The following is a 23,613-nucleotide window of genomic DNA, read 5'->3' as shown; positions in this document are numbered from 1 at the left end:
CCTCAGGAGCGGTCCGTTTCGTAGGTGACCTTGACCATTCCGGTCTTCTCGAAGCGCTGTTCGCGGAGCAGCCGCAGGCTCAGCCGCAGCCCGTCAGGAAACACCCGGGTGCCGGCGCCCACAGTCACGGGATAAATCATCAGGCTCACCATGTCCACCAGCCCCAGCCGAAAGGCGGCTGCGGTCACTGTGGGTCCTTCGATGAGGAGGTCGCCGGCCGTTTCGGCCTTCGCCCGGTCGATGGCTTCCACCGTGAGGTCGCGTTCCAACCGGGTGCGTTCCGTCCAGACGTCCTCCAGCGTCCGGGAAAAGACCACCTTCCGGGCCCGCTTCCAGACCTCGGCAAAGGCGGCCGATTCCGGCGACTGCGCGGCAAGGGAGGGATCGGTTTCCCAGCCCGCCATGCTCTCGTACATCCGCCGCCCGTACAGATGCGTCGTCACGCCGGCCAGGTCCGCGGTGACGTCCGCAACCATGGCTTCGTCCGGAACGGCCCAGGAGATCTCCCCGGAATCATCATTGATGTACCCGTCCAGCGTGCAGGACAGCATGTAGATGATTTTTCCCATGCCACATTTCAACCCCGCGCTCGGACGGAGAACAAGTGTGGCGGCGTCGGTTGCCGGACCCGCGTCGGAATCGGGACCGGACCGCCGCGGCATCAGGCGCACACCGGTCAGCGGCGCACCTGAACCCCGGCCTTCCAGACGCTGCCGGTCAGCGGCATGCCCGGCCGGTAGGCCAGATGCGCGGCCGAGGGGGCGTTGAGCAGCTGCAGATCCGCCCGGTGCCCGACGGCGAGCGAACCCACCGCCCGCTGTCCGTTCCGGTCCTTGCCGGTGTGCCTGCGCAGCGCCAGTGCACCGCCGAACGTCGCAGCCCGGACGGCTTCCTGCACGGTCAGCCCCATCTGCAGCACGGCGGTGGCGACGCAGAAGTTCATCGAGCTGGTGTAGGAGGTGCCCGGGTTGCAGTTCGAGGCCAGGGCCACCGGCACCCCGGCGTCCAGCAGCCGGCGGGCGTCGGCCAGCGGGGCGCGGGTGGAGAGGTCACAGGCCGGCAGGCAGGTCGCCACCGTCCCGGGCGTTCCGGGCCCGGAGTCCTCGGATCCGAATTCCCCGGCTCCGGCACCCGGATCCCGCCCGGACCAGGTCCCGGCGAGCGCCGCGACGTCGTCGTCGGACAGGTAGTTCACGTGGTCCACGCTGGCCGCTCCGAACTCCACGGCCAGCCGCACGCCGGCACCATGGCCAAGCTGGTTGCCGTGCACCCGCAGCCCGAGGCCGGCGTCCCGGCAGGCGCGGAGCACCCGGCGTGACTGCTCCTCGGTGAAGGCGCCCTTTTCGCAGAAGACGTCCGCCCACTGCACATAGGGCAGCACGGCGGCGAGCATGTCCGTGCAGACCAGGTCGGTGTAGTCCTCGGCATCCGCGCCGTCGGGCACCAGGTGCGCGCCCAGGAAGGTGACCTGGTCCGCCACGGTGGAGGCGATCCGCGCGTGCCGCCGTTCCTCCTCAAGACTCAGGCCGTAGCCGGTTTTGGTCTCGAGATAGGTGGTGCCGCCGGCGGCGGCCTCGGCAGCACGGGCCAGCAGCAGCCGGGTCAGGTCGTAGTCCGAGGCGGCACGCGTGGCTTCGGTGGTTACAGCGATCCCGCCGGCGGCGTAGGACTGCCCGGCCATCCGGGCCTCGAACTCGGCGCCGCGGTCTCCGGCGAAGGCCAGGTGCGTGTGCGAATCCACCCAGCCGGGCAGCCCCGCCCGGCCTCCGGCGTCAACCACTGCGTCGGCGGCCGGGGCGTCCCGGGCGGCGCCGATCCAGCTGATCCGCTCCCCCTCGAACACCACTGCCGCGTCGCGGAGCACGGCGGCCTGATCTCCCCGGGCATAGTCCTGCGTGGAGAGTTCGCCGATGTTGGTGATCAGGGTCGAAACCGGGCTCATGGCTGCGGAGTTCCTTCGAAAGTGGTGTCGCGGGCGGCGTCGACCGCGGCGATGGCTGCACTGAGCAGGGTGGCTGGGTCGCCCAGGGTGGCGTGCTTTCCATTGCCGGCTATCACGCGCCCGCCGACGACGACGGCGATCACGTCCGCCGCGGTGGCGGTCAGCGCCAGCTGGCCGGGGCGGGAGCCGGCCGTGCGGACGCTGCGCGGATCGACGCTCATGAGGTCGCAGACCTTTCCGGCTTCCAGCCCCGGGCTGGTCCGGCCCTGGGCGTGTGCTCCGGCGTCGGACGCTGCGGCGTGCAGGTCAGCGGGGGCGAAGCGGCCGCGCTCCCCCGACGCCAGCCGCTCGCCGTGCTCCAGCGCGCGCATCTCCAGCCAGGGGTCGACGACGGCGTGCTGGTCGGTGCCCAGCGCGATCCGGGCGCCGGCGGCCCGCAGCCGTGCGGCCGGGCCGATGCCGTCGGCCAGATCGGCCTCGGTGGTGGGACACACGACGATGGTGGTCCCCGCATTCCCGAGGACGGTGATGTCCTCTTCGCTCAGATGGGTGGCGTGCACCGCCGAGAGCCGCGGGCGAATGAGCCCGTGCCGCTGCAGCAGCATGGTGGGCGTCAGGCCGGTGGCCCGCAGGCAGGCTTCGTTCTCGGCGGGTTGTTCGGAGAGGTGGATGTGCAACGGCAGATCCGCCGGCAGGTTTGCGGCGATCACCGCCAGGTCAGCTTCCGGGACGCCGCGCACTGAGTGCAGCGCCGCCCCGACGCTGACCTGCCCCGGATCGAATTCAGCGGCGACGGCGGTCCGCAGCGACCCGAACCGGTCCAGCCAAGCCGACGCATCCCGGTCGCCGAAGCGCTGCTGCTCGGCGGTCAGCGGGGTATCGAAGCCGCCGGCCAGGTAGCAGGTGTCCAGCAGGGTCAGCCGGATCCCGGCGGCGACGGCGGCCCGCGCCAGCGCCCGTTCCATGGCGTGCTCCCCGGATCCGTCTTCGCCGTAGGGGCTGCCGTCCGGCCGGTGGTGGACATAGTGGAACTCGGCGACGGAGCTGAACCCGGTGACCACCATCTCGGCAAACACCGCGGTGGCCAGCTGCTCGTACAGCTCCGGCGTCAGGGCGCCGGCCGCCTGGTACATCTGCTCCCGCCAGGTCCAGAAGCTGCCCGCGCCGCCGGCGTGGGTGCGCCCGCGCAGGATCCGGTGGAAGGCGTGCGAGTGCGCGTTCGACGCCGCCGGGAAGGTGACGCCGGGCAGCTGCAGGTCTCCCGGCTGCGGCTCGGTTCCCGGCGTGGCCGAGGTGACCGTGCCGGCGTCGTCGATTTCCAACCGGACCCCGTCCGCCACTGCACCGTTCACCCAGCCCTGCTCGCACCACAGGGTCCGGGTCACAGCAGGTCCTGCAGCACGTCGGCCAGGGCTTCCACGCCCAGCTGGGCGTCGCCGTCCTCGACGTACTCCTCCGGCGAATGGCTGATCCCCGACGGGTTCCGGACAAACAGCATGCCGGTCGGCACGCGGGCCGCCAGCACTCCGGCGTCGTGCCCGGCACCGGTGGCCAGCACCGGAGCTCCCGGGACGGTGCGCGCGACGGACTGCTCGAGGGAACGCTGCAGGGCCGGGTCGAAGTGGACGGTGCCGGAGTAGGATTCCTCGGTCAGCTGTACGCTGCAGCCTTCAAACGCGGCGATCTTCTGAGCCTGGCCGTGGATCTTCTCCACCAGGGCGGCCGTCACGGCGTCGTCCGGGTGGCGGACATCGAGCCAGAGATCCACGCGCGAGGCAATGACGTTGGTGCCGCCGGGTACCGGTTCCAGCCGGCCCACCGTGGCGCGGGCTCCGGACTGGGCGGCGGCGGTCTGCCGCACGGCCACGATCAGCTGGGCGGCGGCGACCATGGGGTCGGCGCGGTCTGCCATCAGGGTGGTGCCGGCATGGTTGCCCTGCCCGGAGATGGAAAACCGCCAGCGGCCGTGGCCCAGGACGGACCCGCCCACCGCGACCGCCGGACCGTGCCCGGCGGCGTCGGTGAACTCTTCGGTGTTCAGGCCGCGGCCCTGCTCCACGTGCAGTTCCACAAAGTCGCCGATGGTGCCCAGCACGGCGTCGTCGCGGCCCATCGCATCGGGGTCTCTCCCGTTGGCACGGGAGACATCGGCGAAGGTGTTGCCGTCGGCGTCGCGCAGGGCCAGCGCCTTGCGCGGATCGATCGTTCCGGCGAGCAGCCGGGAGCCGAGGCAGGCGACGCCGAACCGCGAACCTTCCTCCTCCGGGAACACCGCGACGGCGAGCGCACGGTTCCGGAACAGGCTGCCGCTGTTCTCCCGGGCCTGCAGGAGATCCACGGCGGCCAGGGCGCTGGCCACCCCGAGCGGGCCGTCAAAAGCGCCGCCGCCGGGAACGGAGTCGAGGTGGGAGCCGGTGACCAGGGCGCCGCGGCGCTCGGGTGATGTGGGGTCGTTGCCGGGCAGGTCCCACCAGGCCCAGAGAATGCCGTTGCGGTCCGTTTCCACGGCCAGGTTCCTGCGGGCCGCCTCTGCGGAGAACCACTCCCGCAGCTCCAGTTCCGCAGCGGAATAGACCGGACGCGAATAGCCGCCGCGGCGGGCATCGCGGCCGGTGTCTTCGATGGCGGACAGGAGGGTGTTGACGCTCGATGTGTTCACCATGTCTATGTTCCCACCAGCAGCCGGTTCCTAGCCCTCGGCCATCGGAATGCGGATGCCGCGCTCGGCGGCTACGTCGGTGGCCCGCTGATAGCCGGCGTCGGCGTGGCGGACGACGCCGGTGCCCGGGTCGTTGGTCAGCAGCCGTTCCAGTTTCCGGGCAGCCAGTTCGGTTCCGTCGGCCACTGAAACCTGTCCGGCGTGGATGGAGCGGCCGATGCCGACCTCGCCGCCGTGATGGATGGAGACCCAGGTGGCGCCGGAGGCGGTGTTCAGCATGGCGTTCAGCAGCGGCCAGTCGGCGACGGCGTCGGAGCCGTCGGCCATGGCTTCGGTTTCCCGGTAGGGCGAAGCCACTGAACCGGAGTCCAGGTGGTCGCGGCCAATCACGATCGGTGCGCTCACCCTGCCCGCCGCCACGAGCCGGTTGAACAGCAGCCCGGCCTTGGCGCGGTCGCCGTAGCCCAGCCAGCAGATCCGGGCCGGCAGTCCCTCAAACTCGACGTGCTCGGCGGCGGCGTCGAGCCAGCGGTGCAGGCGGGCGTTGTCCGGAAAGAGTTCCTTGATGGCGGCGTCGGTGACCGCGATGTCCTGCGGGTCGCCGGAGAGTGCCACCCAGCGGAAGGGGCCCATACCCTCGCAGAACAGGGGGCGGATGTAGGCGGGCACGAAGCCCGGAAAGTCGAACGCACGGTCGTAGCCGCCCTGGCGGGCCTCGTCCCGGATCGAGTTGCCGTAGTCGAAGACCTCGGCGCCGGCATCCTGGAAGCCGACCATGGCCGCCACCTGGCGGGCCATCGATTCGCGCGCCTGCTTGGTGAATCCTTCGGGGTCGGCCGCGGCTGCCGCTTGCCACTGCTCCACCGGGATCCCTGCCGGCAGGTAGCTCAGCGGGTCGTGGGCGGAGGTCTGGTCGGTGACGATGTCCACGGTGATCTCGCCGGCGTTGTGCCGGCGCAGCAGTTCCTCGAACACCTCTGCGGCGTTGCCCATCAGGCCCACCGAGAGGGCGCGCTTTTCGGCCCGGGCGGCCATGACCTTGGCGACGGCGGTGTCCAGGTCGGTTTCCACCTCGTGCAGGTAGCGCTTGCCGGCGCGGCGGCGCAGGCGGGTCTCGTCGACGTCGACAATCAGCACCGCTCCCCCGTTCAGCGTCACGGCCAGCGGCTGCGCGCCGCCCATGCCGCCGCAGCCGCCGGTCAGCGTCAGGGTGCCGGCCAGGGCGGCGTTTTCGTCGTTGAAGAGTTTGCGGGCGACGGCGCCGAAGGTCTCGTAGGTGCCCTGCAGGATGCCCTGGGTGCCGATGTAGATCCACGAGCCGGCGGTCATCTGCCCGTACATCATCAGGCCCTCGGCCTCGAGCCGCCGGAACTCGGGCCAGGTGGCCCAGTCCCCCACCAGGTTCGAGTTGGCGAGCAGGACCCGCGGCGCCCACTCGTTGGTGCGGAACACGCCCACCGGTTTTCCGGACTGGACCAGCAGCGTCTCGTCATCCTCCAGCGTGGACAGGGTCCGGATGATCGCGTCGTACGCCTCCCAGCTGCGGGCCGCCCGGCCGGTGCCGCCGTAGACCACCAGATCCTCGGGGCGCTCGGCGACTTCGGCGTCCAGATTGTTCATCAGCATGCGCAGCGGAGCCTCGGTCTGCCAGCTCTTGGCGGTCAGCGAGGTGCCGCGCGGTGCCCGGATGCTGCGTGAAGGATCGGAGAAAGTAGCCATCTCCAGACCGTAACCGACGGCGTTCCGGAAAAGTGGCAGCGAACACGACGGGAATAGGAGTCGGAGATGCCCAGCGCCCAGGGCACTGTCCGGAACCCGGAAACAGGTTGGAACCGGGCGTAGGATCAGCGGTGGCCTGAGAAATCCGCGACAACCGGGAGATGGAACCAACAGTGAGCGCAGAAACGTCGGTAACGCTGGGAACCGGCCCGCTGACCGAAGCGGAACTCGTCGCCGTCGCCCGGCACGGGGCGGCAGTGGTGCTGTCCGCTGAGAGTGCTGCCGCCATGCAGTCCTCCCGGAGCGTCATCGAGGAACTGGCCGCTGATGACAAGCCCCACTACGGGGTGTCCACCGGGTTCGGTGCGCTGGCGGTGAAGCAGATCATACCGGAACAGCGCCGGCAGCTGCAGCGCTCGCTGATCCGCAGCCACGCGGCGTCGTCGGGCGCCGAGGTGGACCGCGAGGTGATCCGCGCCCTGATGCTGAACCGGCTCTCCACCCTGGCCACCGGCCGCACCGGCGTCCGGCCCGTCGTCGCCCATGCCTATGCCGGGCTGCTGAATGCCGGGATCACGCCGGTGGTCGGCGAGTACGGCTCGCTGGGCTGCTCGGGCGACCTGGCGCCGCTTTCGCACTGCGCCCTGGCCCTGATGGGTGAGGGCAGCGTGCGCACGGCCGACGGCGAACTGACCCCGGCAGCGCAGGCCCTGGCCGCTGCCGGGCTGGAACCGGTGGAGCTGCAGGAGAAGGAGGGCCTGGCCCTGATCAACGGAACCGACGGCATGCTGGGCATGCTCACCCTGGCCATCGCCGACCTGCGCCGGCTGCTGGGCACCGCGGATCTGGCCGCGGCAATGAGCGTGGAGGGACTGCTGGGTTCCGACGCCGTGTTTGCCGCGGATTTGCAGGCCCTGCGCCCGCAGCCCGGCCAGGCCGAATCGGCGGCGAACATCCGAGCGGTACTGGCCGGGTCGGTGCTGATCGAAGAACAGAAAACCGGCGGCTTCACCCGGGTGCAGGACGCCTATTCGCTGCGCTGCGCCCCGCAGGTGCACGGCGCCGCGCGGTCAACGCTTCTCCATGCCGAAACCGTTGCGCAGTGTGAGCGGGCCTCTGCCATCGACAACCCGGTGGTGACGCCGGACGGGCGGCTGGAGTCCAACGGCAATTTCCACGGTGCACCGGTCGGTTACGTGCTGGACTTCCTCGCCATCGCCGTCGCCGACGTCGCCTCCATGAGCGAGCGGCGCACCGACCGCTTCCTGGACCGATCCCGCAGCCACGGCCTCAACGCCTTCCTGGCCTTCGATCCGGGCGTCGATTCCGGGCACATGATCGCCCAGTACACCCAGGCCGGCATCGTTTCCGAACTCAAGCGGCTGGCCGTGCCCGCCTCGGTGGATTCCATTCCGTCCTCGGCGATGCAGGAGGACCATGTGTCGATGGGCTGGGCGGCGGGCCTGAAGCTGCGCCGCGCCGTGGACGGCCTGACCCGGGTCCTGGCCATCGAGCTGCTGACCTCGGCGCGGGCGCTGGACATGCGCGACGGCGGCGTCGCCACCTCCCGCAGCGCTCCCGCGGTCACTGCGGTGCGCTCGGCGCTGCGGGCGATGGTCGCGGGACCGGGTCCGGACCGGTATTTGGCGCCGGAGATTGAGGCGGCACGGGTGCTGGTTGCCGACGGTTCGCTGCTGGCCGCTGCTGACTCGGTGCTGGGCCGGCCGCTACTCTAGGCCTATGACGCCTTCGGATTTCGCTTCTGGTTTCTCCGCTGGTTCCCCCGGCTCTCCGGGCCCGGGCCGGCGCCTGACCGCCAGGGTCACCGGCGAGGTGCAGGCGGTGGGCTTCCGCTACCGGACCCTGCAGCAGGCAACCCGGCTGGGGCTGACCGGCGTGGTGTCCAACAGCAGCGACGGGTCAGTGCACGTGGTGGCCGAAGGGGCGCCGTCGGCGGTTGACGGGCTGCTGGAGTGGCTCCGGTCCCCCGCTGCCCCTGGAATCGTCACCGGGGTCGAGGAGTCGTTCTCCGCTGCCACCGGCGAGTTTCCGGATTTCCGCACGGACTGATTCCGTAGGACTGATTCCACCGGCTAAGCGGGCAAGGAATCACTCCACCCGGCTCAGCTGACGGCTGTGGCGGCGTTCGGCGACGGGCGGATCGAAGCGGGTGTCTTGCATGGTTCCGCCGTCGTCCAGCCATCCCCGCTTTGTGTAGAAGGTGATGGCGCGCTCGTTGGTTGCTTCAACCCACAGACAGGCTCTGTCGTACCCCAGCGAGATCAGCGTTTCTTCGGCGGCGGCAAAAAGGACGCTTCCTATGCCGTTTGCCCACCAGTCGGGATGCAGGTTGATGGCATACACCTGCCCGGTGCCCGGCTCGGGGTTGTCCGTGGCCGGTCCCACAACCGCAAATCCGACGACCTCATCGCCGGCCTGCGCCACCAGGTGAACTGTTCCTTCTCTGGGATTGAGGATGTTCCGACGCCAGTTGTCTGCATACCGGCGGCTGTCCAGCCCGTCGAGGTATTCGTCGGACATCACTCCCCGGTAGGCGGCCCGCCAAGCCGCGATGTGGATTACGGCCAACCTGTCTGCGTCGCTTTCCACAGGTGGCCGGACAGAGATGTTCGCAGACGTCATGGTCGGGAATGTACCAATAACGCCGGACATAACCGCACAACGCAACACGACGGCTCGCGGATCAATCCCGCTAGGCGAGGACGGCCCATCCGTTCGCCGGCACGAGGAACTCCCCGCCGTCGCGGGCGGCACTGCCGGCGACGACGGCGGTCGCACCGGCGCCGGGCAGAAGCTGTGCGGTCGGAGCAAGGTTCAGCAGCGTGACGAGCGCGTCGGCGCTGCTGGCGGCAGTGCGGAAGGCAAGGGTCTCATTCGACGCCACGATGAGGTTCGAGGTGGCGCGGTGGAGCCAGGGGTTCCGGCGACGGAGGCTGATGAGCTCCTGGTGCTCGTGCAGAATTCTGGATGCCTCCGGATCAAGGGCATCCTTCCCCGGGGGTGCGGCGGGGAATGCCGGCCGCACGGCGTCGTCACCGCCGAACCGGTCTTCCTTGACAGCCTTCCAGCCGAACTCGTCTCCCGCGTAAATGGAAGGGACTCCGGCAACGGTAAAGAGAACGGCGAGGGCATGCCCGACATGGTCCGAACCGATGGCGGAGGCTATGCGGGTGACGTCGTGGTTGCCGATGAACGTCGACGGGACGTAGCCGGACAGGAGCAGGCTGTGCCGCTTGAGCGCGTGGCCGAGTTCGTGGAGGTTGCGGTCGGAGATACCGTGCCAGATGCCCTGCCACAGCTCGTATTGGGTGAGCGAGTCCATCGTCGAGGCCTCAATCATCTGCACATCGGCGCCGTGAATGACCTCCCCGGTGAACCACGCCTCGGGATGCCGCTGTCGGACCTTCGGCAGGACCCCGGCCCAAAATTCAGGGGGGACGGCGTAGGCTGCGTCGAGCCTCCAGCCATCAACCCCCCGCTCCAACCAGTAATTCATGACGTCGATCACCAGGTCAGCGACGCGGGGTGAGCTGTGGTCCAGCGCGACCAGTCCGTCGTGGCCTTCAAAGACATCAGCTTTAACCGGCTTCCCCGGGCTCCACCCCGTCCAGTCGATGCGGAACAGGTCCGCGTACGGTGAGGCCAGACCGTTGCGCTCGACATCAGTGAACCAGGGATGTGCCCGCCCCACGTGGTTGAAGACACCATCCAGGAGGACGCGGATCCCCCGTTCGTGGGCAGCGTTCACCAAATGCACGACGTCGGACTCGTCGCCGAGCCGGTCGTCGACGGCGTAATAGTCGAGGGTGTCGTAGCCATGGGTCATTGAGGAGAAAACCGGGCCAAGGGCGAGGCCGTTCAAGCCCAGGTCAAGGATGTGGTCGAACCAGCGCTCCACCTCCGGAAGGCGGTGGCTGACGCTGCTGTCCCGGTCGTCGGGCCGGATCGGCGCACCCACGAAGCCCAGCGGATACACATGCCACCACATAACGTGCTCAACCCAGTTGGTGCTCATCAAATCCTGCCCTCGCTGTTGCTCTTACTCTTCCGGTTTGTGTCTTCGTCCCGGTTCCGGGAAGAGCTCGATCCGCACGGTTCCGCGTCAGCATCCCGGCGTCATCCCGGCGTCATCCCGTTGCTTGATTCTTTCATGCACCGGGCGGGCTTTCTTGGAACGGGGCAGTTGAAAGGAATTCGCCGGCGGTACGACGCCAATGCCCGAATTTGATGATTGTGTCCGGACAAAGAAAAGCGCCGGCAGACTATGGGCTGGTTGGGGGGAACAACCCTAGTCTGCCGGCGCCGGATAGGTCACTACTCTATCCATTCATCACTCGCACCCTTATGAGGTACTTCTACAATAATGGACCTGGCTGGGCGGGAACTGTAGGAAAGCTGGCAACTCCCTGAACGCCCGGTCCGGCGGTTTTCCCGCAGGTCAGGACGCCCGCTGCCGGCCGTCCAGGACATGCTGCTGGCGGGGCAGCTGAGGCAGGGCAGTGCTGGCGGCCAGCACCAGCGCCGGACGCGCACCGTTGGCTGTGTTGCAGATTTGCTGGGCAGGGGCCGCCGGGCCGCCGGCGCCGGAGGAGCTGTCCTTCGCGCTGCCCGGCTTGTTGCCCGGCACGCGGTCTCCCGAGCTGTCGGTGCGCTCCGCCGGCGCTGACTTCGATCCGGCGTTGTTGGCGGGGCGGTCTTGTGCCTGAGCCGTTTTGGCCGGCGGGATTTTCGACTGGGTCCTGATCCCCTGCGCCGGGTTCGACGCGGATTTCGTCGGAACGGTCTTTTTCGGCGCAGGCTTGGCCGAGGCGGCAATGTTCTGCCCGTTGGCCGGCTGCTTCTGAGCGGCAGGTTTCGTCGCGGCCGTGTCCGAAGCGGACACCGATGCGGCGGGGCGGACCGTCCGCGGACTGACGGGAGCCGGGTGGGGCCGCCCCGTGGCGGCAGGCGGGCGCAGGGCGGACCGAACTTCTTCGGTCGCCGATCGTGTCGTGCCGAGAAATGCCACGGCGGCGGTGTCTTCCGGCGCCGTTTCTGTCCGCTTGAGCGCCCATTTGTTCACCAGGCGGTAGACGGCGGCAATTACCACAATCAGCGCAGCGCCGGTCCCGTAAAGAAGCACCAGGGACAGGGCCAGAGAAGTTGTCCCGCCGGAAAAGAAACCGAAGTCTGTTATTGCCAATATGAGCCATACGCAGGAAATAACGGTTATAGCTGTTCGTACTTTTACATAGAGGGGACGTTGCTGCGCGCCAACGAGCTGTGGCGGCAATATATCTGGCACTGGGACAGACCTTTCAAGACAAAAAGGCGGATCTAAACGAAGAGGAAGCCGACATGGCTTTGTCCTTCAACTTTAGGCACCGGGGGCAGTGAAAAAGACCATACGCGCCACCTCGGACCGATTCGTTACGCAGTAGTTGTGAGATCTTGGTCACAGCGTTGCGCGAGCTGGATCCAGGGCCTTGGCCGCCGGGGTTTTCGAACTCTCGCCCAGCAGCGGGGCAACCGCCAGTTCAGCAATTCCGGACGAGGTCTGAAAGCCGTAGCCACCCTGCCCGGCGAGCCAGAAGAACCCGGGAACGACGTCGTCGTACCCCACCACCGGCAGGCCGTCGGCAGCTTCGGTGCGCAATCCGGTCCAGGACCGGACCACGTCGGTGATGCCCAGCGTCGTGACGGAATTGACGAGTTTCACCAGCGCCTCGACCTCCTCCGCGCGCGGCCGGGCGTCCACCGGATCGCTCGGCACGGTCTCCGACGGAGAGATCAGCACCTGCTCTCCTTCCGCCCGGTAATAAAAGGACTCATCGGCGTCGGCAACCATTGGCGCGCCCGGTGCCAGCGGGTTTTTCACGATGACGACGGCGGCTGTGCGCCGGTACGGCTGCAGCCCGCGGGTCCGGACACCGTACAGCGAGGCCAACCGGTCGGCCCACGCGCCGGCCGCGTTCACCACCACGCGGGACCGGATGCTCAGCGGCCCGGCCGTGGTCACCCAGCTGCCGGCGTCGTCGTCTGCACCGGGTTCGAACACCGCGCTCCGGACCGGATGGCCGGTCAGGATCCGTCCGCCGCGGTCCAGGATCCGCTGCCGGTGATACTCCATCAGCGCATCGGTGTTGCAGGCAACGGAGGTGGTGTCCAGGCCTGCCGCGGCAAACGCGCCGGGTTTCAGCTCGGGAGCCAGGGCCTGCACTTCGCCGGGTGTGACCGGACGCATGTGGCCGCTGGCCCGGTCCCGGACGGTGTCCTCGGTTCCCACCAGCAGAAAGCTGCGCGGGGTGAGCACCGGTTCCGGCAGATGGACCTCCAGCGCCCGGATCAAGGCGAGCGTCCGGATCGTCAGGTCCTGAATCACGGCCGGGCCGTAACTGGGAATGAGCTGCCGTGCCGAGCGCGAGGAGGTGTGGAAGCCCAGGGTTTCCTCGGCCTCCACCACCAGCACGCTGGTCCGGCCGGCCAGCGCCGAGCCCAGGGACAGTCCGGCGATTCCTCCGCCGACCACCAAGATGTCGACTTCCCCGACGCCGTCAGCTTCCCGGGCGCCGTCGCCTTTCCCGGCGCCGTCGACTTTCCCGCTGCCACTGTCCATTACTTGCCTCCTCGGGCCCTCACGGCCAGTCCAGTCCCTCGGTCAGGATTTCCATCAGGGTCTCCGATCCCAGCAGGTACATGCCCGGATGGTCGTCGGAGTTGGCCAGCAGGCTCGAGGCCATGCAGACTGCCCAGCCCTGCGCCCTCCCCCAGACGTGCGGATCGGCGTCGTACTGGGTGCCCAGGGATTTCCGGAACTCATTACGTCCGGTCCGGTCAAACACCAGCCAGGCGGCGGCGAGGTCAGTGGCCGGATCTCCCGCGGTCAGGTCGCCGAAGTCGATCACGGCCTGCAGCGTGCCGTCCGCCGCGCCGACGAGGTTGGCGGGGTGCAGGTCGCCGTGAATCCACAGCGCCGGTCCGGGCCAGACCGGAAGCTCGAGGCTGGCCTCCCACAGCTCGCGGATCCGGGCCGCGTGCGGCACCATGCCGCTGTCGAGGCGGCCCCGCACGGCGTCGTTTCGGCTGGCGAGCGGAACGCCGCGCACCGGGTTGCGCGGAAAGTCCGGCGGCGCCGGCCGGTGGAAGGCGTTCAGGAACCCGGCCAGTGGGGCGGCCAGTGCCACGTTGCGGTCCCGCGGCTGGAGCGAGACGGCGGTGCCGGGAAACCAGCGCGTGACGTTCCACGGCCAGGGAAATGCCTCGGAGGGGCTGCCGGCGTAGAGCGGAGCGGATGTCGCGACCGTCAGGTCCGCGGTCAGTGCGGGCAGCCAGACCTGTTCGTTGGCGGTCAGCGCCGCTGCCGACAGACGCCGGGGCAGCCGGACGGCATAGTCGGTGCCGAGCCGGAAGATGTAGTTGTCCCAACCGTTGGCCACCGGCCGCAGCGGCCGGTCCGCCAGGTGCGGGTGCTGTTCCTGCAGCAGCCGGCGCACCAGGGACTCATCCACGAAGATCTCTGCGGGAGGGTGATTGGCCATGCCCTGACCCTACCGCCCGCCGGAGTGCTGCGTCTGCCCGCGGAGATGACCGGCCGCCACCCGGGTTAACGCGGACGCCGGCCCCGGGAATCCCGGGACCGGCGTTCGTTTAGATCAGATCAGCGGCCGGTGTCAGCCCTGCACGCCGAGGCGTTCGAGGATCAGCTCGCGCACGCGGCCGGCGTCGGCCTGTCCGCGGGTTGCCTTCATGACGCCGCCGACAATGGCGCCGACAGCCTGCACCTTGCCGCCGCGGATCTTGTCCGCGACGTCGGGCTGGGCCGCCAGGGCGGCGTCGATGGCTTCGAGCAGCGGGCCGTCGTCGGACACCACGGCCAGGCCGCGCGCCTCGATGACTTCCTCCGGAGTGCCTTCGCCGGCGAGGACGCCGTCGAGGACCTGCCGGGCCAGCTTGTCGTTGATCTTGCCGGCCTGGATCAGGCGGTCCAGTTCAACGATCAGTTCGGGCGTGACGCCAACCTCGGTCGGATCGACCTCGGCTTCCTTGGCGCGGCGGGAGACTTCGCCCATCCACCACTTGCGGGCCACCTGTGCGGAGGCGCCGGCGGCGATGGTGTCTTCGATGGAGTCCATGACCCCGGCGTTGACGACGTCGCGGAACTCGGCATCCGAGTAGCCCCAGTCGGCCTGCAGCCGCTTGCGGCGCTCGGCGGGCGGCTCGGGCAGGCGGGAGCGCAGCTCCTCGATCCATTCCTTGGAGGTGACCACGGGAACGAGGTCGGGCTCCGGGAAGTAGCGGTAGTCGTCGGCGTCGGACTTGGGCCGGCCCGACGTCGTCGAGCGCGTGTCCTCGTGCCAGTGCCGGGTTTCCTGAACAATCTTGCTGCCGGATTCGAGCACAGCGGCGTGGCGCTGGATTTCGTAGCGGACGGCGCGTTCGACGGCGCGCAGCGAGTTAACGTTCTTGGTTTCCGAGCGCGTGCCGAACTTTTCCTGGCCGTATGGGCGCAGGGACACGTTGGCGTCGCAGCGCACGTTGCCGCGTTCCATCTTGGCGTCGGAGACTCCGAGGTTCTTCACGATCTCGCGGACCGCGGCCACGTAGGCCTTGGCCAGCTCGGGCGCGCGGGATCCGGCGCCCTCGATCGGCTTGGTGACGATCTCGACCAGCGGAACGCCGGACCGGTTGTAGTCCACCAGCGAGAAGTCGGCGCCCTGGATGCGTCCGGTGGCGCCGCCCATGTGGGTCAGCTTGCCGGCGTCCTCTTCCATGTGGGCGCGTTCGATCTCGACGCGGAACACGGTGCCGTCTTCAAGTTCGATGTCCAGGTAGCCGTCGTACGCGATGGGATCTTCGTACTGCGAGGTCTGGAAGTTCTTGGGCGTGTCCGGGTAGAAGTACTGCTTCCGGGCAAAGGTGCACGACGGCGCGATCTTGCAGTTCAGCGCGAGGCCGATCAGGATCGAGTACTCCACGGCGGTTTTGTTGACCACCGGCAGCACGCCGGGCATGCCAAGGCAGACCGGGGTGACGTTGGTGTTCGGCTCGTCGCCGAAGACGTTGGGCGCATCGGAGAACATCTTGGTGTTGGTGTTGAGCTCCACATGGACCTCGAAACCGAGCACCGGATCGTACTTCTCCATGGCCTCTTCGAAGGACAGGGTGTCGTCCTGGATGTGCACAGACATTACTTCACTCCTCCGAGTACGGGTGCAGAGGCCAGCAGCGGGCCGCCCCACTTCTGTTCCAGCAGGCCTTCGAGGGCCGCGCCGGCGCGGTACAGCCGGGCGTCTTCGCGGACCGGAGCCAGGAACTGGATGCCCACGGGCAGTCCGTCGGCCAGGCCGCCGGGGATCGAGATGCCCGGGACGCCGGCCAGGTTGGCCGGAATGGTTGCGACGTCGTTCAGGTACATCGCCAGCGGATCGTCGAGCTTTTCGCCGAGCTTGAACGCCGTGTTGGGCGAGGTCGGGGAGATCAGGACGTCGGCCTGGGCGAATGCGGCGTTGAAGTCGCGCTGGATCAGGGTGCGCACCTTCTGGGCCGAGCCGTAGTAGGCGTCGTAGTAACCGGCGGACAGCGCGTAGGTGCCCAGGATGATGCGGCGCTTGACCTCTTCACCGAATCCGGCGGCGCGGGTGGCGCCCATGACGCGTTCGATGGTCATCGGACCGTCGGCGGGCAGGGCACGCAGGCCGTAGCGGACGCCGTCGTACTTGGCCAGGTTCGAGGAAGCCTCGGAGGGCATGATCAGGTAGTAGGCGCCGAGGGCGTACTTGAAGTTGGGGCAGGAGACCTCAACGATTTCCGCTCCGGCATCCTTGAGGAGTTCAAGCGACTCGTTGAAGCGGGCCAGGACGCCGGCTTCGTAGCCTTCGCCCTGCAGTTCCTTGATGACGCCGATGCGCATGCCGGCCACGTTGCCGTTGCGGGCGGCCTCCACGAGGTTGCCCACGGGGTCGGTCAGCGAGGTGGAGTCGCGGGGGTCGTGGCCGCCGATGACCTCCTGCAGCAGTGCCGCATCCAGGACGGTCCGGGAGACCGGGCCGATCTGGTCCAGCGAGGAGGCCATGGCAATGGCTCCGTAGCGGGAAACGCCGCCGTAGGTGGGCTTCACGCCAACCGAACCGGTAACGGCCGCGGGCTGGCGGATGGAACCGCCGGTGTCGGTGCCCAGGGCCAGCGGAGCTTCGAAGGCAGCCACGGCAGCAGCCGAACCGCCGCCGGAGCCGCCGGGAATCCGGTCCAGGTCCCACGGATTGCGGGTCGGTCCGAATGCCGAGTGCTCGGTCGAGGAACCCATGGCGAATTCGTCCAGGTTGGTCTTGCCGAGCATCGGCATGCGCGCGGCGCGGATCTTGGAGATCACCGTCGCGTCGTACGGGCTCATCCAGCCCTCAAGCATCTTGGAGCCGGCCGTGGTGGGCTGGCCCTTCGTGACGATGAGGTCCTTGATGGCGATCGGCACGCCGGCGAGGGTGTGCAGGGTTTCGCCGGCGGCGCGGGCCTTGTCGACGTCGGCCGCGACCTGCAGGGCCTCGTCGGTGTTCACGTGGAGGAAGGCGTTGACGGCGCCGTCGACCTCGGAGATCCGGTCCAGGTGGGCCTGCGTGACTTCTACGGCGGATACCTCGCCGGACGCGAGCTTGTCTGCCAGGACGGCAGCGCTCGAAGTAATCAGTTCATTCATGGAAGTCTTTACTCCTCATCCAGGATGGCAGGGACCTTGAAGCGGCCGGCGGCGTTATCGGGTGCGCCGGAAAGCGCTTCTTCATTGGTCAGCGTCTGCCCCACAACGTCTTCGCGGAACACGTTGGTCAGCGGGATCGGGTGGGAGGTGGCCGGGATGTCCTCACCGGCAACTTCGCTTACGGATTTGATCGAATCAACAATGACATCCAGTTCGCCGGCCATTTTGGCCAGTTCGTCCTCGGTCATCTCAATGTGGGCCAGATGCGCGAGATGCGCCACAGCCTCACGATTGATCTCAGACATGAGTCTCCCATGCGTCTTTTACGGATAAATAGGTATCCGTTCCAGTCTACGGCGTTTGCTGGTGCGGTATTCCGTGTCTCGCCCGGGGTGAAACGCTGCCGTGGGTGGGGGGCGGGTGCGTGGGTGCCGGTGGGTAGGGGCGGCGTGCCGGTGCTGGTGGGTGGGGCGGCGTGCGCGGGGTGGTGGGTGGGGTGGCGTGCAAGCCGCGGTGGTTTAGCTGCACCGAGTGTGCAGATCTGGCGGATTAACCTGGTCTCAGCCCCTCGAGAGCGCAGCTCCGGCGGGATACAGCGAGCGAAGGCCACCATAGCTGCACTCTGGAGGGCGCGGGCGTCGCCTGAAGCCGCCATATCTGCACATTGGATCGACCGGCCGAATCTCTCGTGCAGATCACGCACGCTAAAGAGCCGTTTCCGTTGTTGTGAGGACCTGATCTGCACGAAGGATGCCGCACAGGCCGCCGGCACCCCTCCCGGGCGGCCGCAACCGACAGCCGGGATGCACGACGAAGCCGATGAGTCCGCCAAACCTCCCGTCAGGGACCGGCTGGAGAAGATGGTCCCTGCCCGGATTCTTGGTTACGCTCGCGGAATGGCTTCGGACCGAAATCCCCAGGTGATCGTGTTGAACGGGGGCTCGAGCTCCGGGAAGTCCTCAATCACTCGAGCTCTCCAGGAACTGCTCCCCGGCATCTGGTTGACCTTCGGCGTGGACACGTTCCTCGACGCACTTCCCGATCGGGGCCGCAGCCCGCGGGCGGGAATCACTTACGAGCAGGACGGCAGCATCACCTTTAGCACTGAGCACCGGGCCCTTGAGCGCAGTTGGTACACCGGGTTAGGCAGCATGGCCGGGGCCGGGGCGCACCTGATTCTGGATGAGGTTCTTCTCTCCGGTGGTTCCGGCCAGGAGCGTTTACGGTCAGCGTTCAGCGACGTGAACATGGCGTGGGTGGGCGTGCGCTGCGACCCCGATGTGGCTGCATCCCGCGAAGCACAGCGGGCTGACCGCGTGGAAGGAATGGCGCGACAGCAAGCCCGGGGCGTGCACCGCGGAGTGACCTACGACTTCGAGGTCAACACCACGAAGCGTTCGACCGAAGAATGCGCACACGACATCGCTCGCTGGCTCCAGCTTCCCAACGACAAAACAGGGCCCTTCGACCGCGCACCTGTGCACGGTCGAAGGGCCCTCGGATCAGGCAGAAAGCTGGGTTAGAGCTCCAGGGAGAAGACCCAAAGAATGATGTCCTCGTTCGGCACGTACCAGTCACGCTCGGGCACGCGCTTGAAGCCCATGGACTCGTAGAGGGCATGGGCATTGGTCATCGGCGTCATGCTGGTGAGGGTGACGGCGCGGATTCCGTCGAGGCTGCGGGCATAGTCGACGACGGCGGCAACCAGTGCCCGGCCGACGCCGCCGCGCTGCAGCTGGGGGTCCACGGCGAGCATGCGGAACTCCAGCTCGCCCTCGATCGCAATGTCGGTGTACGGCTGGCCGGCGAAGGTGATGGCCGTGGACGCAGCAACCTTTCCGTCCAGCTCGGCCACCCAGACCACGGCGTTCTTGGCCCGGTCCTCAACGTTCTCGAGTTCCTTGACGTAGGGATTGTCGGCGTCAATGAAACCGGCGTTTAGGTACGCATCACGGGTGATCCGGCGGATGTCGTCATAGTCTGCCTCGGTGGCCTGCCGAACGGTGATGCTCATGCGTGTTACGAATCCTTACGTGGGTCTTGATTTCCAACGTAGATTCTATCGCGGCGAATTGCCGCCGGCCGCCGGTGGTGACCCCGGGCACGGCAGAGCCCATCGGGGGCATCCGGGCACGGCTCGCGCGGCAAATCCGCCGTCGGGCTCACGGCGTCGGGCTACCGCCGTCGGGCAGCGGCGGCGCAGGAGACGCAGAACCGGGCTTCGGGCCGGATGTCCAGCCGCTCCGCAGGGATCGGATTGCCGCAGTTTTCGCACACCCCGTAGGTGCCCTTGTCCAGGCGGACCTGTGCGTCCAGCAGCTCGATCAGTGAGGCCTCGGCAGCGGCCAGCAGCGCCATTTCGTTGTTCCGCTCGACCGAGACGGTGGACCCCTCCGGGTCGTGTTCGTCGTCGGCGGGGGTGTCCTTGGCCGCGAGTGTTACTTCGCGGATGTCCGCCAGGACGGCGTCGATCTTTTCCCGGGCCTCTGCCATGCGTTCATCCAGCAGCTGGGCGAAGTGCGCGGTGTCCAGGTCGGCCGGGGTTGCGTGCTGAGGGGCCGGGGTGCGCGTATCGGCGGCAGCCGAGGGCTTCCGGGGAGCGGCGGTTACTTTGCGGGTCATGGTGGTTCCTCCGGTCCATGAGGGGCACGTTCTCCAAATTATCCGCTCCCACCTGCTCAAACACCCGGCGCCGGAAGCCCTCTTTACTCAGGGCTTAATCGCCGGCCGGCACGCCCGGAATTGCCGGCCGGGCTAGCATTGGCGGAAACAAGGACAAGGCCGTCTCAAGTTAATTCGCCGGCCGCTCAGGGGGAAACGAATGGTCGATGCAGGTTACAACGAGCCGCGCCTGGTCGCGCTGTACGACGAGGACAACGCCGGTTCCTGGGACACGGACTTTTATGCCGGCCAGCTTGGCGACGCGCCGCTGCGGGTGGCCGACGTCGGCTGCGGCACCGGCAGCTTCGCGGTGCGGCTGGCGCAGGCCGGCCATGCGGTCACCGGCGTGGACCCGGCGGAGGGAATGCTGGCGGTGGCACGCACGCGCGACGGCGCCGAGCTGGTGACGTGGCTGGACGGGACCGCCGTCGACCTGCCGGTGGGCGCGTTTGATGCCGCGGTCATGACCGGCCACGCGTTCCAGTGCCTGCTCACGGAATCGGAAATCCTCGAGACCCTCAAGGCTGTCCGCTCCCGGCTCGCGCCCGGCGGCACCTTCTATTTCGAGACCCGCAACCCTTCGGCCAAGGCGTGGCTGGAATGGGACAGCTCCCGCGACGTTCCGGCAGTGCAGGAGTCCTCGGCCGGGCCCCTTGAAGTGACGTGGAGGCTGCTTGCTGTGAAGGAACAGCCCGGCGGCGTCCTGGTCACCTTCGAGGACCGCACCGTTTTCCTGGCCGACGGCGCGACGTTTGCCAGCAGCAGCACCCTGAAGTTCACCCGCGCTGACGTGCTGGAGCGGCTGCTGAACGACGCCGGGTTCGCCGAGGTGGACTGGTTCGGCGACTGGCACGGCGGACCGCTGGCTCCGGAAACCAGCCGCGAAATCATCGTGGCCGCCCGGACACCGGCAGCCGGCTGAGGCGCCAACACCGCCGGGCTGCCGGTGTCCGGCGTCAGGCGGTGAGGGCAGCCCCGGCCGCCGTTACGGCGGCAAGCCGTTCGGCGTCGCTGCCGGGCTTTCCGGGCCGGAGCACCGGAACCCCCGCTTCCTCGGCGATCAGCGCGCCGGCGGCATAGTCGTATTCGTTCAGTCCGCGCTCGTGGTAGCCGTCCAGCGTCCCGTCGGCCACCATGCACAGGTCCAAAGCGGCGGAGCCCAATCGGCGGACGTCAGCATATCCCGCGGCCAGCTCCGGCAGTGCGGCGTACTGCTCCGCGCGGACCCCGGCATCGTAGGAAAAGCCGGTGCCCAGCAGCTTGCCGACCCGTTCCGGGTCCGGGCCGGTGAGCCGGCGGACATTGCCGTGCTCGGCCAGCCAGGCGCCGTGCCCGCGGGCAGCCGAGTACACCCGCACCAGCGCCGGAGCATGCACGACGCCGGCCAGCCAGACGCCGTCGTCGTTCACGGCCGCCACTGAGGTGGCGTAGTAGACGATGTTGCGGATGAAGTTGGTGGTCCCGTCGAGCGGATCGATGGACCAGCGGATGCCGGACGCGTGGACCGGAACGGTGTCCTCGAGTTCCTCGCCCGTGACGGTGTCCTGCGGCCGGCGGCTGCTGAGGACTTCCCGGACGGCCTGCTCCGCCGCGGTGTCGAATGCGGTCACCCAGTCGCCGGCCGCGCTCTTGTTCACTGCGTTGAGCCCCTCGAAGCTGCGCCGCGCCAGCACCGCGGCCCCGGCAGCGGCAGCCTCGCGGGCGACGTCGAGCAGTTCCAGCGGATCACCGACGGGTATCGCGGCGGGGTCCGGAAGCGGTGTCATGCCATGTCCTCCTCGAGCGTCCGGCCCGCCAGCAGGGCGCGGAAGCCGTCTTCGTCCAGCACCGGCACGCCGAGGGATTCCGCCTTGTCCAGCTTGGTGCCGGCGTTCTCCCCCGCCACCAGGTAATCAGTTTTCTTCGAGACCGAGCCCGAGGCCTTGCCTCCGCGGGTGATGATGGCTTCCTTGGCCTCGTCGCGGCTGAAGTTCGGCAGCGTGCCGGTCACCACGATGGTCATGCCTTCGAGGGTGCGCGGCACTGACTCGTCGCGTTCGTCTGCCATCCTGACCCCGGCAGCGGCCCAGCGGTCCACGATTTCGCGGTGCCAGTCCTCGGCGAACCATTCGGTCAGGGCCGCGGCGATGGTGGGGCCGACGCCGTCGACGTGCGCCATCTGCTCCTCAGTGGCGGCACGGATGGCGTCCATGGAACCGAAGGCGGTGGCGAGCGCGCGGGCCGCCGTCGGGCCCACATGCCGGATGGACAGCGCCACGAGCACCCGCCAGAGCGGCTGGGACTTGGCCTTTTCCAGTTCGGTGAAGAGCTTGCGCGTGGTGGCGGTGGGTTCGGAGGGCTTCTTCGGCGTGCCCTTGGAGTAGAAGTACGGCACGAGTTCGGTGCCGTCCACCACGCCCTTGACGCGCTTGAGCCGTTCGATCCGGACGTCGGCGAGGTCTTCGACGGTCAGGTCGAACAGCCCGGCCTCGCTGGTCAGCGGCGGCACTTCGGGTTCGGTGGGCTGCGTCAGCGCGATCGCCGCCTCCCAGCCCAGCGCCTCGATGTCGAAGGCGCCCCGTCCGGCCAGGTGGAACACGCGTTCGCGCAGCTGCGAGGGGCAGGACTTCGCGTTGGGGCAGCGGATGTCGACGTCGCCCTCCTTGGCCGGCTTCAGCTCGGTGCCGCAGGACGGGCAGTGGGTGGGCATCACGAAGTCGCGTTCGCTGCCGTCCCGGAGTGCGACGACGGGGCCCACGATTTCCGGAATCACGTCACCGGCCTTGCGCAGCACCACCGTGTCGCCGATCTTCACGCCCTTGGCCTTGACCACGTCCTGGTTGTGCAGGGTGGCCATTTCCACGGTGGATCCGGAGACCAGCACCGGCGTCATCATGCCGTACGGGGTGACCCGGCCGGTGCGGCCCACGTTCACGCGGATGTCCAGCAGTTTCGTGTTCACTTCCTCCGGCGGATACTTGTACGCCACGGACCAGCGCGGCACGCGCGAGGTGTGGCCGAGGGCGCGCTGCAGCGCGAAGTCGTCCACCTTGACCACAATGCCGTCGATCTCGTGCGAGAGGTCGTGGCGGTGTTCGCCGTTGACGGCGATGAACTCCAGGACCTCCTCGTAGCTGTCCAGGACCTTGTAATAGGGCGACGTCGGCAGGCCCCACTGCTTGAGCAGTTCGTAGGTCTCGGACTGGCTGGCGGCGCTCAGCCCCTCCCGCAGGCCGATCCCGTGCACGTACATGCTCAGCGGGCGCCGGGCGGTGACCTCGGGGTCCTTCTGCCGCAGCGATCCGGCGGCGGCATTTCGGGGATTCGCGAACGGCGCTTTGCCGGCCTCCACCATGGTCTCGTTCAGGTGCGCGAATTCCTTGGACGGAATGAACACCTCACCGCGGATTTCCATCTCCGCGGGCAGGTTCTCGCCCTCCAGGACCTGCGGGATGGACTTGATGGTCAGCACGTTGTGCGTGATGTCCTCGCCGGTGGTGCCGTCACCGCGGGTGGCCGCCCGGACCAGCTCACCGTTGCGGTAGAGCAGGTTGACGGCCAGGCCGTCGATCTTCAGCTCGGTCAGCCATTTGATTTTCTCGCCCGGGGCGATGTTGGCCACTGACGCCTCGGCCTTGCGGACCCAGGCATCCAGCTCATCCAGGGAGAAAACATCCTCCAGGCTGTACATGCGCTGCAGGTGCTCCACCGGTGCGAACGCGGCGGACACCTCGCCGCCGACCTCCTGGGTGGGCGAGTCGTTGGTGACCAGTTCCGGATGCAGCGCTTCCAGCTCTTCGAGCCTTCGGTACAGCTCGTCGAACTCCGCATCGGACACCAGCGGGGCGTCGTCGTTGTAGTACGCGAAGCGGTACTTCCGGACCTGGTCCGCAATGCTCTGGTATTCCTCGCGCAGGTCCCCGCTCGGCGGGGTCTCCGTGCTCAGTGACTCGACGGCGGCTT

At 68.2% G+C, this 23,613-nt stretch carries 21 protein-coding genes; 4 read left to right on the top strand and 17 right to left on the bottom strand.

Annotated features, from left to right (window positions below; all coding sequences use genetic code 11):
- Nucleotides 1–2 precede the first annotated feature (2 nt).
- From QNO00_RS08305 to hutU, 5 genes are all read right to left on the bottom strand, one after another.
- Complete coding sequence (locus QNO00_RS08305; protein ID WP_284024228.1) at nt 3–569, bottom strand: dihydrofolate reductase family protein; 567 nt, start codon at nt 567–569, stop codon at nt 3–5.
- 107 nt (nt 570–676) lie between these two features.
- Nucleotides 677–1,942 carry an amidohydrolase family protein gene (locus QNO00_RS08300; RefSeq protein ID WP_284024226.1) on the bottom strand — a complete coding sequence of 422 codons (1,266 nt, stop codon included), beginning with the start codon at nt 1,940–1,942 and terminating at the stop codon, nt 677–679.
- Entirely contained in the window at nt 1,939–3,327 is a 1,389-nt protein-coding gene (locus tag QNO00_RS08295; protein WP_284024225.1) for a formimidoylglutamate deiminase, read from the bottom strand. The genes QNO00_RS08300 and QNO00_RS08295 overlap by 4 nt, the downstream gene beginning before the upstream one ends.
- On the bottom strand, nt 3,324–4,604 hold the full coding sequence (locus QNO00_RS08290; RefSeq protein WP_284024224.1) for an allantoate amidohydrolase: 1,281 nt from the start codon (nt 4,602–4,604) through the stop codon (nt 3,324–3,326). Before QNO00_RS08290 ends, QNO00_RS08295 begins: the two co-directional genes overlap by 4 nt.
- 27 nt (nt 4,605–4,631) lie before the next feature.
- Entirely contained in the window at nt 4,632–6,320 is a 1,689-nt protein-coding gene (gene hutU / locus QNO00_RS08285) for a urocanate hydratase (protein WP_284024223.1), read from the bottom strand.
- A 161-nt stretch (nt 6,321–6,481) separates the two neighbouring features.
- Between hutU and hutH the strand changes: the two genes are divergently transcribed.
- Nucleotides 6,482–8,056 carry a histidine ammonia-lyase gene (gene hutH / locus QNO00_RS08280; protein ID WP_502863245.1) on the top strand — a complete coding sequence of 525 codons (1,575 nt, stop codon included), beginning with the start codon at nt 6,482–6,484 and terminating at the stop codon, nt 8,054–8,056.
- Between the two features lie 4 nt (nt 8,057–8,060).
- Nucleotides 8,061–8,390: an acylphosphatase gene (locus QNO00_RS08275; protein ID WP_284024221.1), complete on the top strand. Its 330-nt coding sequence runs from the start codon at nt 8,061–8,063 to the stop codon at nt 8,388–8,390.
- Between the two features lie 39 nt (nt 8,391–8,429).
- Here the strand turns inward: QNO00_RS08275 and QNO00_RS08270 are convergent, their stop codons facing one another.
- The 8 genes from QNO00_RS08270 to gatC all read right to left on the bottom strand — a co-directional run bounded on the left by QNO00_RS08270 (nt 8,430) and on the right by gatC (nt 17,315).
- Entirely contained in the window at nt 8,430–8,963 is a 534-nt protein-coding gene (locus tag QNO00_RS08270; RefSeq protein WP_284024220.1) for a GNAT family N-acetyltransferase, read from the bottom strand.
- 70 nt (nt 8,964–9,033) lie between these two features.
- On the bottom strand, nt 9,034–10,356 hold the full coding sequence (locus QNO00_RS08265) for an alpha-amylase family protein (protein WP_284024219.1): 1,323 nt from the start codon (nt 10,354–10,356) through the stop codon (nt 9,034–9,036).
- A 423-nt stretch (nt 10,357–10,779) separates the two neighbouring features.
- Entirely contained in the window at nt 10,780–11,523 is a 744-nt protein-coding gene (locus QNO00_RS08260; protein WP_284024218.1) for a hypothetical protein, read from the bottom strand.
- 252 nt (nt 11,524–11,775) lie between these two features.
- Nucleotides 11,776–12,936 (bottom strand): NAD(P)/FAD-dependent oxidoreductase, encoded by a 1,161-nt coding sequence (locus tag QNO00_RS08255; protein ID WP_284024217.1) that lies wholly within the window; start codon nt 12,934–12,936, stop codon nt 11,776–11,778.
- A 19-nt stretch (nt 12,937–12,955) separates the two neighbouring features.
- A complete protein-coding gene (locus QNO00_RS08250; protein ID WP_284024216.1) occupies nt 12,956–13,858 on the bottom strand; it encodes an aminoglycoside phosphotransferase family protein in 903 nt (300 codons plus the stop codon).
- A 132-nt stretch (nt 13,859–13,990) separates the two neighbouring features.
- Nucleotides 13,991–15,508: an Asp-tRNA(Asn)/Glu-tRNA(Gln) amidotransferase subunit GatB gene (gatB, locus tag QNO00_RS08245; RefSeq protein WP_284024215.1), complete on the bottom strand. Its 1,518-nt coding sequence runs from the start codon at nt 15,506–15,508 to the stop codon at nt 13,991–13,993.
- Nucleotides 15,508–17,010 (bottom strand): Asp-tRNA(Asn)/Glu-tRNA(Gln) amidotransferase subunit GatA, encoded by a 1,503-nt coding sequence (gatA, locus tag QNO00_RS08240; protein WP_229967373.1) that lies wholly within the window; start codon nt 17,008–17,010, stop codon nt 15,508–15,510. Before gatA ends, gatB begins: the two co-directional genes overlap by 1 nt.
- 8 nt (nt 17,011–17,018) lie before the next feature.
- Entirely contained in the window at nt 17,019–17,315 is a 297-nt protein-coding gene (gatC, locus tag QNO00_RS08235) for an Asp-tRNA(Asn)/Glu-tRNA(Gln) amidotransferase subunit GatC (protein ID WP_152221910.1), read from the bottom strand.
- A 591-nt stretch (nt 17,316–17,906) separates the two neighbouring features.
- Here gatC and QNO00_RS08230 point away from each other — a divergent pair.
- Nucleotides 17,907–18,533 (top strand): chloramphenicol phosphotransferase CPT family protein, encoded by a 627-nt coding sequence (locus tag QNO00_RS08230; RefSeq protein WP_284024214.1) that lies wholly within the window; start codon nt 17,907–17,909, stop codon nt 18,531–18,533.
- Here the strand turns inward: QNO00_RS08230 and QNO00_RS08225 are convergent.
- Both QNO00_RS08225 and QNO00_RS08220 read right to left on the bottom strand, forming a co-directional pair.
- Complete coding sequence (locus tag QNO00_RS08225; protein WP_284024213.1) at nt 18,530–19,024, bottom strand: GNAT family N-acetyltransferase; 495 nt, start codon at nt 19,022–19,024, stop codon at nt 18,530–18,532. The genes QNO00_RS08230 and QNO00_RS08225 overlap by 4 nt on opposite strands.
- A gap of 161 nt (nt 19,025–19,185) precedes the next feature.
- Nucleotides 19,186–19,632 carry a TraR/DksA family transcriptional regulator gene (locus QNO00_RS08220; protein WP_284024212.1) on the bottom strand — a complete coding sequence of 149 codons (447 nt, stop codon included), beginning with the start codon at nt 19,630–19,632 and terminating at the stop codon, nt 19,186–19,188.
- A 199-nt stretch (nt 19,633–19,831) separates the two neighbouring features.
- Between QNO00_RS08220 and QNO00_RS08215 the strand changes: the two genes are divergently transcribed.
- Entirely contained in the window at nt 19,832–20,593 is a 762-nt protein-coding gene (locus QNO00_RS08215; protein WP_284024211.1) for a class I SAM-dependent methyltransferase, read from the top strand.
- A 34-nt stretch (nt 20,594–20,627) separates the two neighbouring features.
- On the opposite strand, the gene QNO00_RS08210 is transcribed toward QNO00_RS08215, so the two are convergent.
- Nucleotides 20,628–21,437: an inositol monophosphatase family protein gene (locus QNO00_RS08210; protein WP_284024210.1), complete on the bottom strand. Its 810-nt coding sequence runs from the start codon at nt 21,435–21,437 to the stop codon at nt 20,628–20,630.
- Nucleotides 21,434–23,596: an NAD-dependent DNA ligase LigA gene (gene ligA / locus QNO00_RS08205; protein ID WP_502863276.1), complete on the bottom strand. Its 2,163-nt coding sequence runs from the start codon at nt 23,594–23,596 to the stop codon at nt 21,434–21,436. Before ligA ends, QNO00_RS08210 begins: the two co-directional genes overlap by 4 nt.
- Between the last annotated feature and the right edge of the window lie 17 nt (nt 23,597–23,613).

This window comes from Arthrobacter sp. zg-Y1219, from assembly GCF_030125545.1.
GTDB lineage: Bacteria > Actinomycetota > Actinomycetes > Actinomycetales > Micrococcaceae > Arthrobacter_B.
This window is presented reverse-complemented; position numbering and strand designations above follow the sequence as displayed.

Bases quoted from the DNA above. Each gene is read 5' to 3' on its own strand.
- QNO00_RS08305 (WP_284024228.1), bottom strand. From the start codon at position 569: ATGGGAAAAATCATCTACATGCTGTCCTGCACGCTGGACGGGTACATC.
- QNO00_RS08230 (WP_284024214.1), top strand. From the start codon at position 17,907: ATGGCTTCGGACCGAAATCCCCAGGTGATCGTGTTGAACGGGGGCTCG.
- QNO00_RS08220 (WP_284024212.1), bottom strand. From the start codon at position 19,632: ATGACCCGCAAAGTAACCGCCGCTCCCCGGAAGCCCTCGGCTGCCGCC.
- QNO00_RS08250 (WP_284024216.1), bottom strand. From the start codon at position 13,858: ATGGCCAATCACCCTCCCGCAGAGATCTTCGTGGATGAGTCCCTGGTG.
- hutU (WP_284024223.1), bottom strand. From the start codon at position 6,320: ATGGCTACTTTCTCCGATCCTTCACGCAGCATCCGGGCACCGCGCGGC.
- hutH (WP_502863245.1), top strand. From the start codon at position 6,482: ATGGAACCAACAGTGAGCGCAGAAACGTCGGTAACGCTGGGAACCGGC.
- gatB (WP_284024215.1), bottom strand. From the start codon at position 15,508: ATGTCTGTGCACATCCAGGACGACACCCTGTCCTTCGAAGAGGCCATG.
- QNO00_RS08270 (WP_284024220.1), bottom strand. From the start codon at position 8,963: ATGACGTCTGCGAACATCTCTGTCCGGCCACCTGTGGAAAGCGACGCA.
- QNO00_RS08210 (WP_284024210.1), bottom strand. From the start codon at position 21,437: ATGACACCGCTTCCGGACCCCGCCGCGATACCCGTCGGTGATCCGCTG.
- QNO00_RS08215 (WP_284024211.1), top strand. From the start codon at position 19,832: ATGGTCGATGCAGGTTACAACGAGCCGCGCCTGGTCGCGCTGTACGAC.
- QNO00_RS08265 (WP_284024219.1), bottom strand. From the start codon at position 10,356: ATGAGCACCAACTGGGTTGAGCACGTTATGTGGTGGCATGTGTATCCG.
- QNO00_RS08275 (WP_284024221.1), top strand. From the start codon at position 8,061: ATGACGCCTTCGGATTTCGCTTCTGGTTTCTCCGCTGGTTCCCCCGGC.
- QNO00_RS08225 (WP_284024213.1), bottom strand. From the start codon at position 19,024: ATGAGCATCACCGTTCGGCAGGCCACCGAGGCAGACTATGACGACATC.
- QNO00_RS08290 (WP_284024224.1), bottom strand. From the start codon at position 4,604: ATGGTGAACACATCGAGCGTCAACACCCTCCTGTCCGCCATCGAAGAC.
- QNO00_RS08300 (WP_284024226.1), bottom strand. From the start codon at position 1,942: ATGAGCCCGGTTTCGACCCTGATCACCAACATCGGCGAACTCTCCACG.
- QNO00_RS08255 (WP_284024217.1), bottom strand. From the start codon at position 12,936: ATGGACAGTGGCAGCGGGAAAGTCGACGGCGCCGGGAAAGGCGACGGC.
- gatC (WP_152221910.1), bottom strand. From the start codon at position 17,315: ATGTCTGAGATCAATCGTGAGGCTGTGGCGCATCTCGCGCATCTGGCC.
- gatA (WP_229967373.1), bottom strand. From the start codon at position 17,010: ATGAATGAACTGATTACTTCGAGCGCTGCCGTCCTGGCAGACAAGCTC.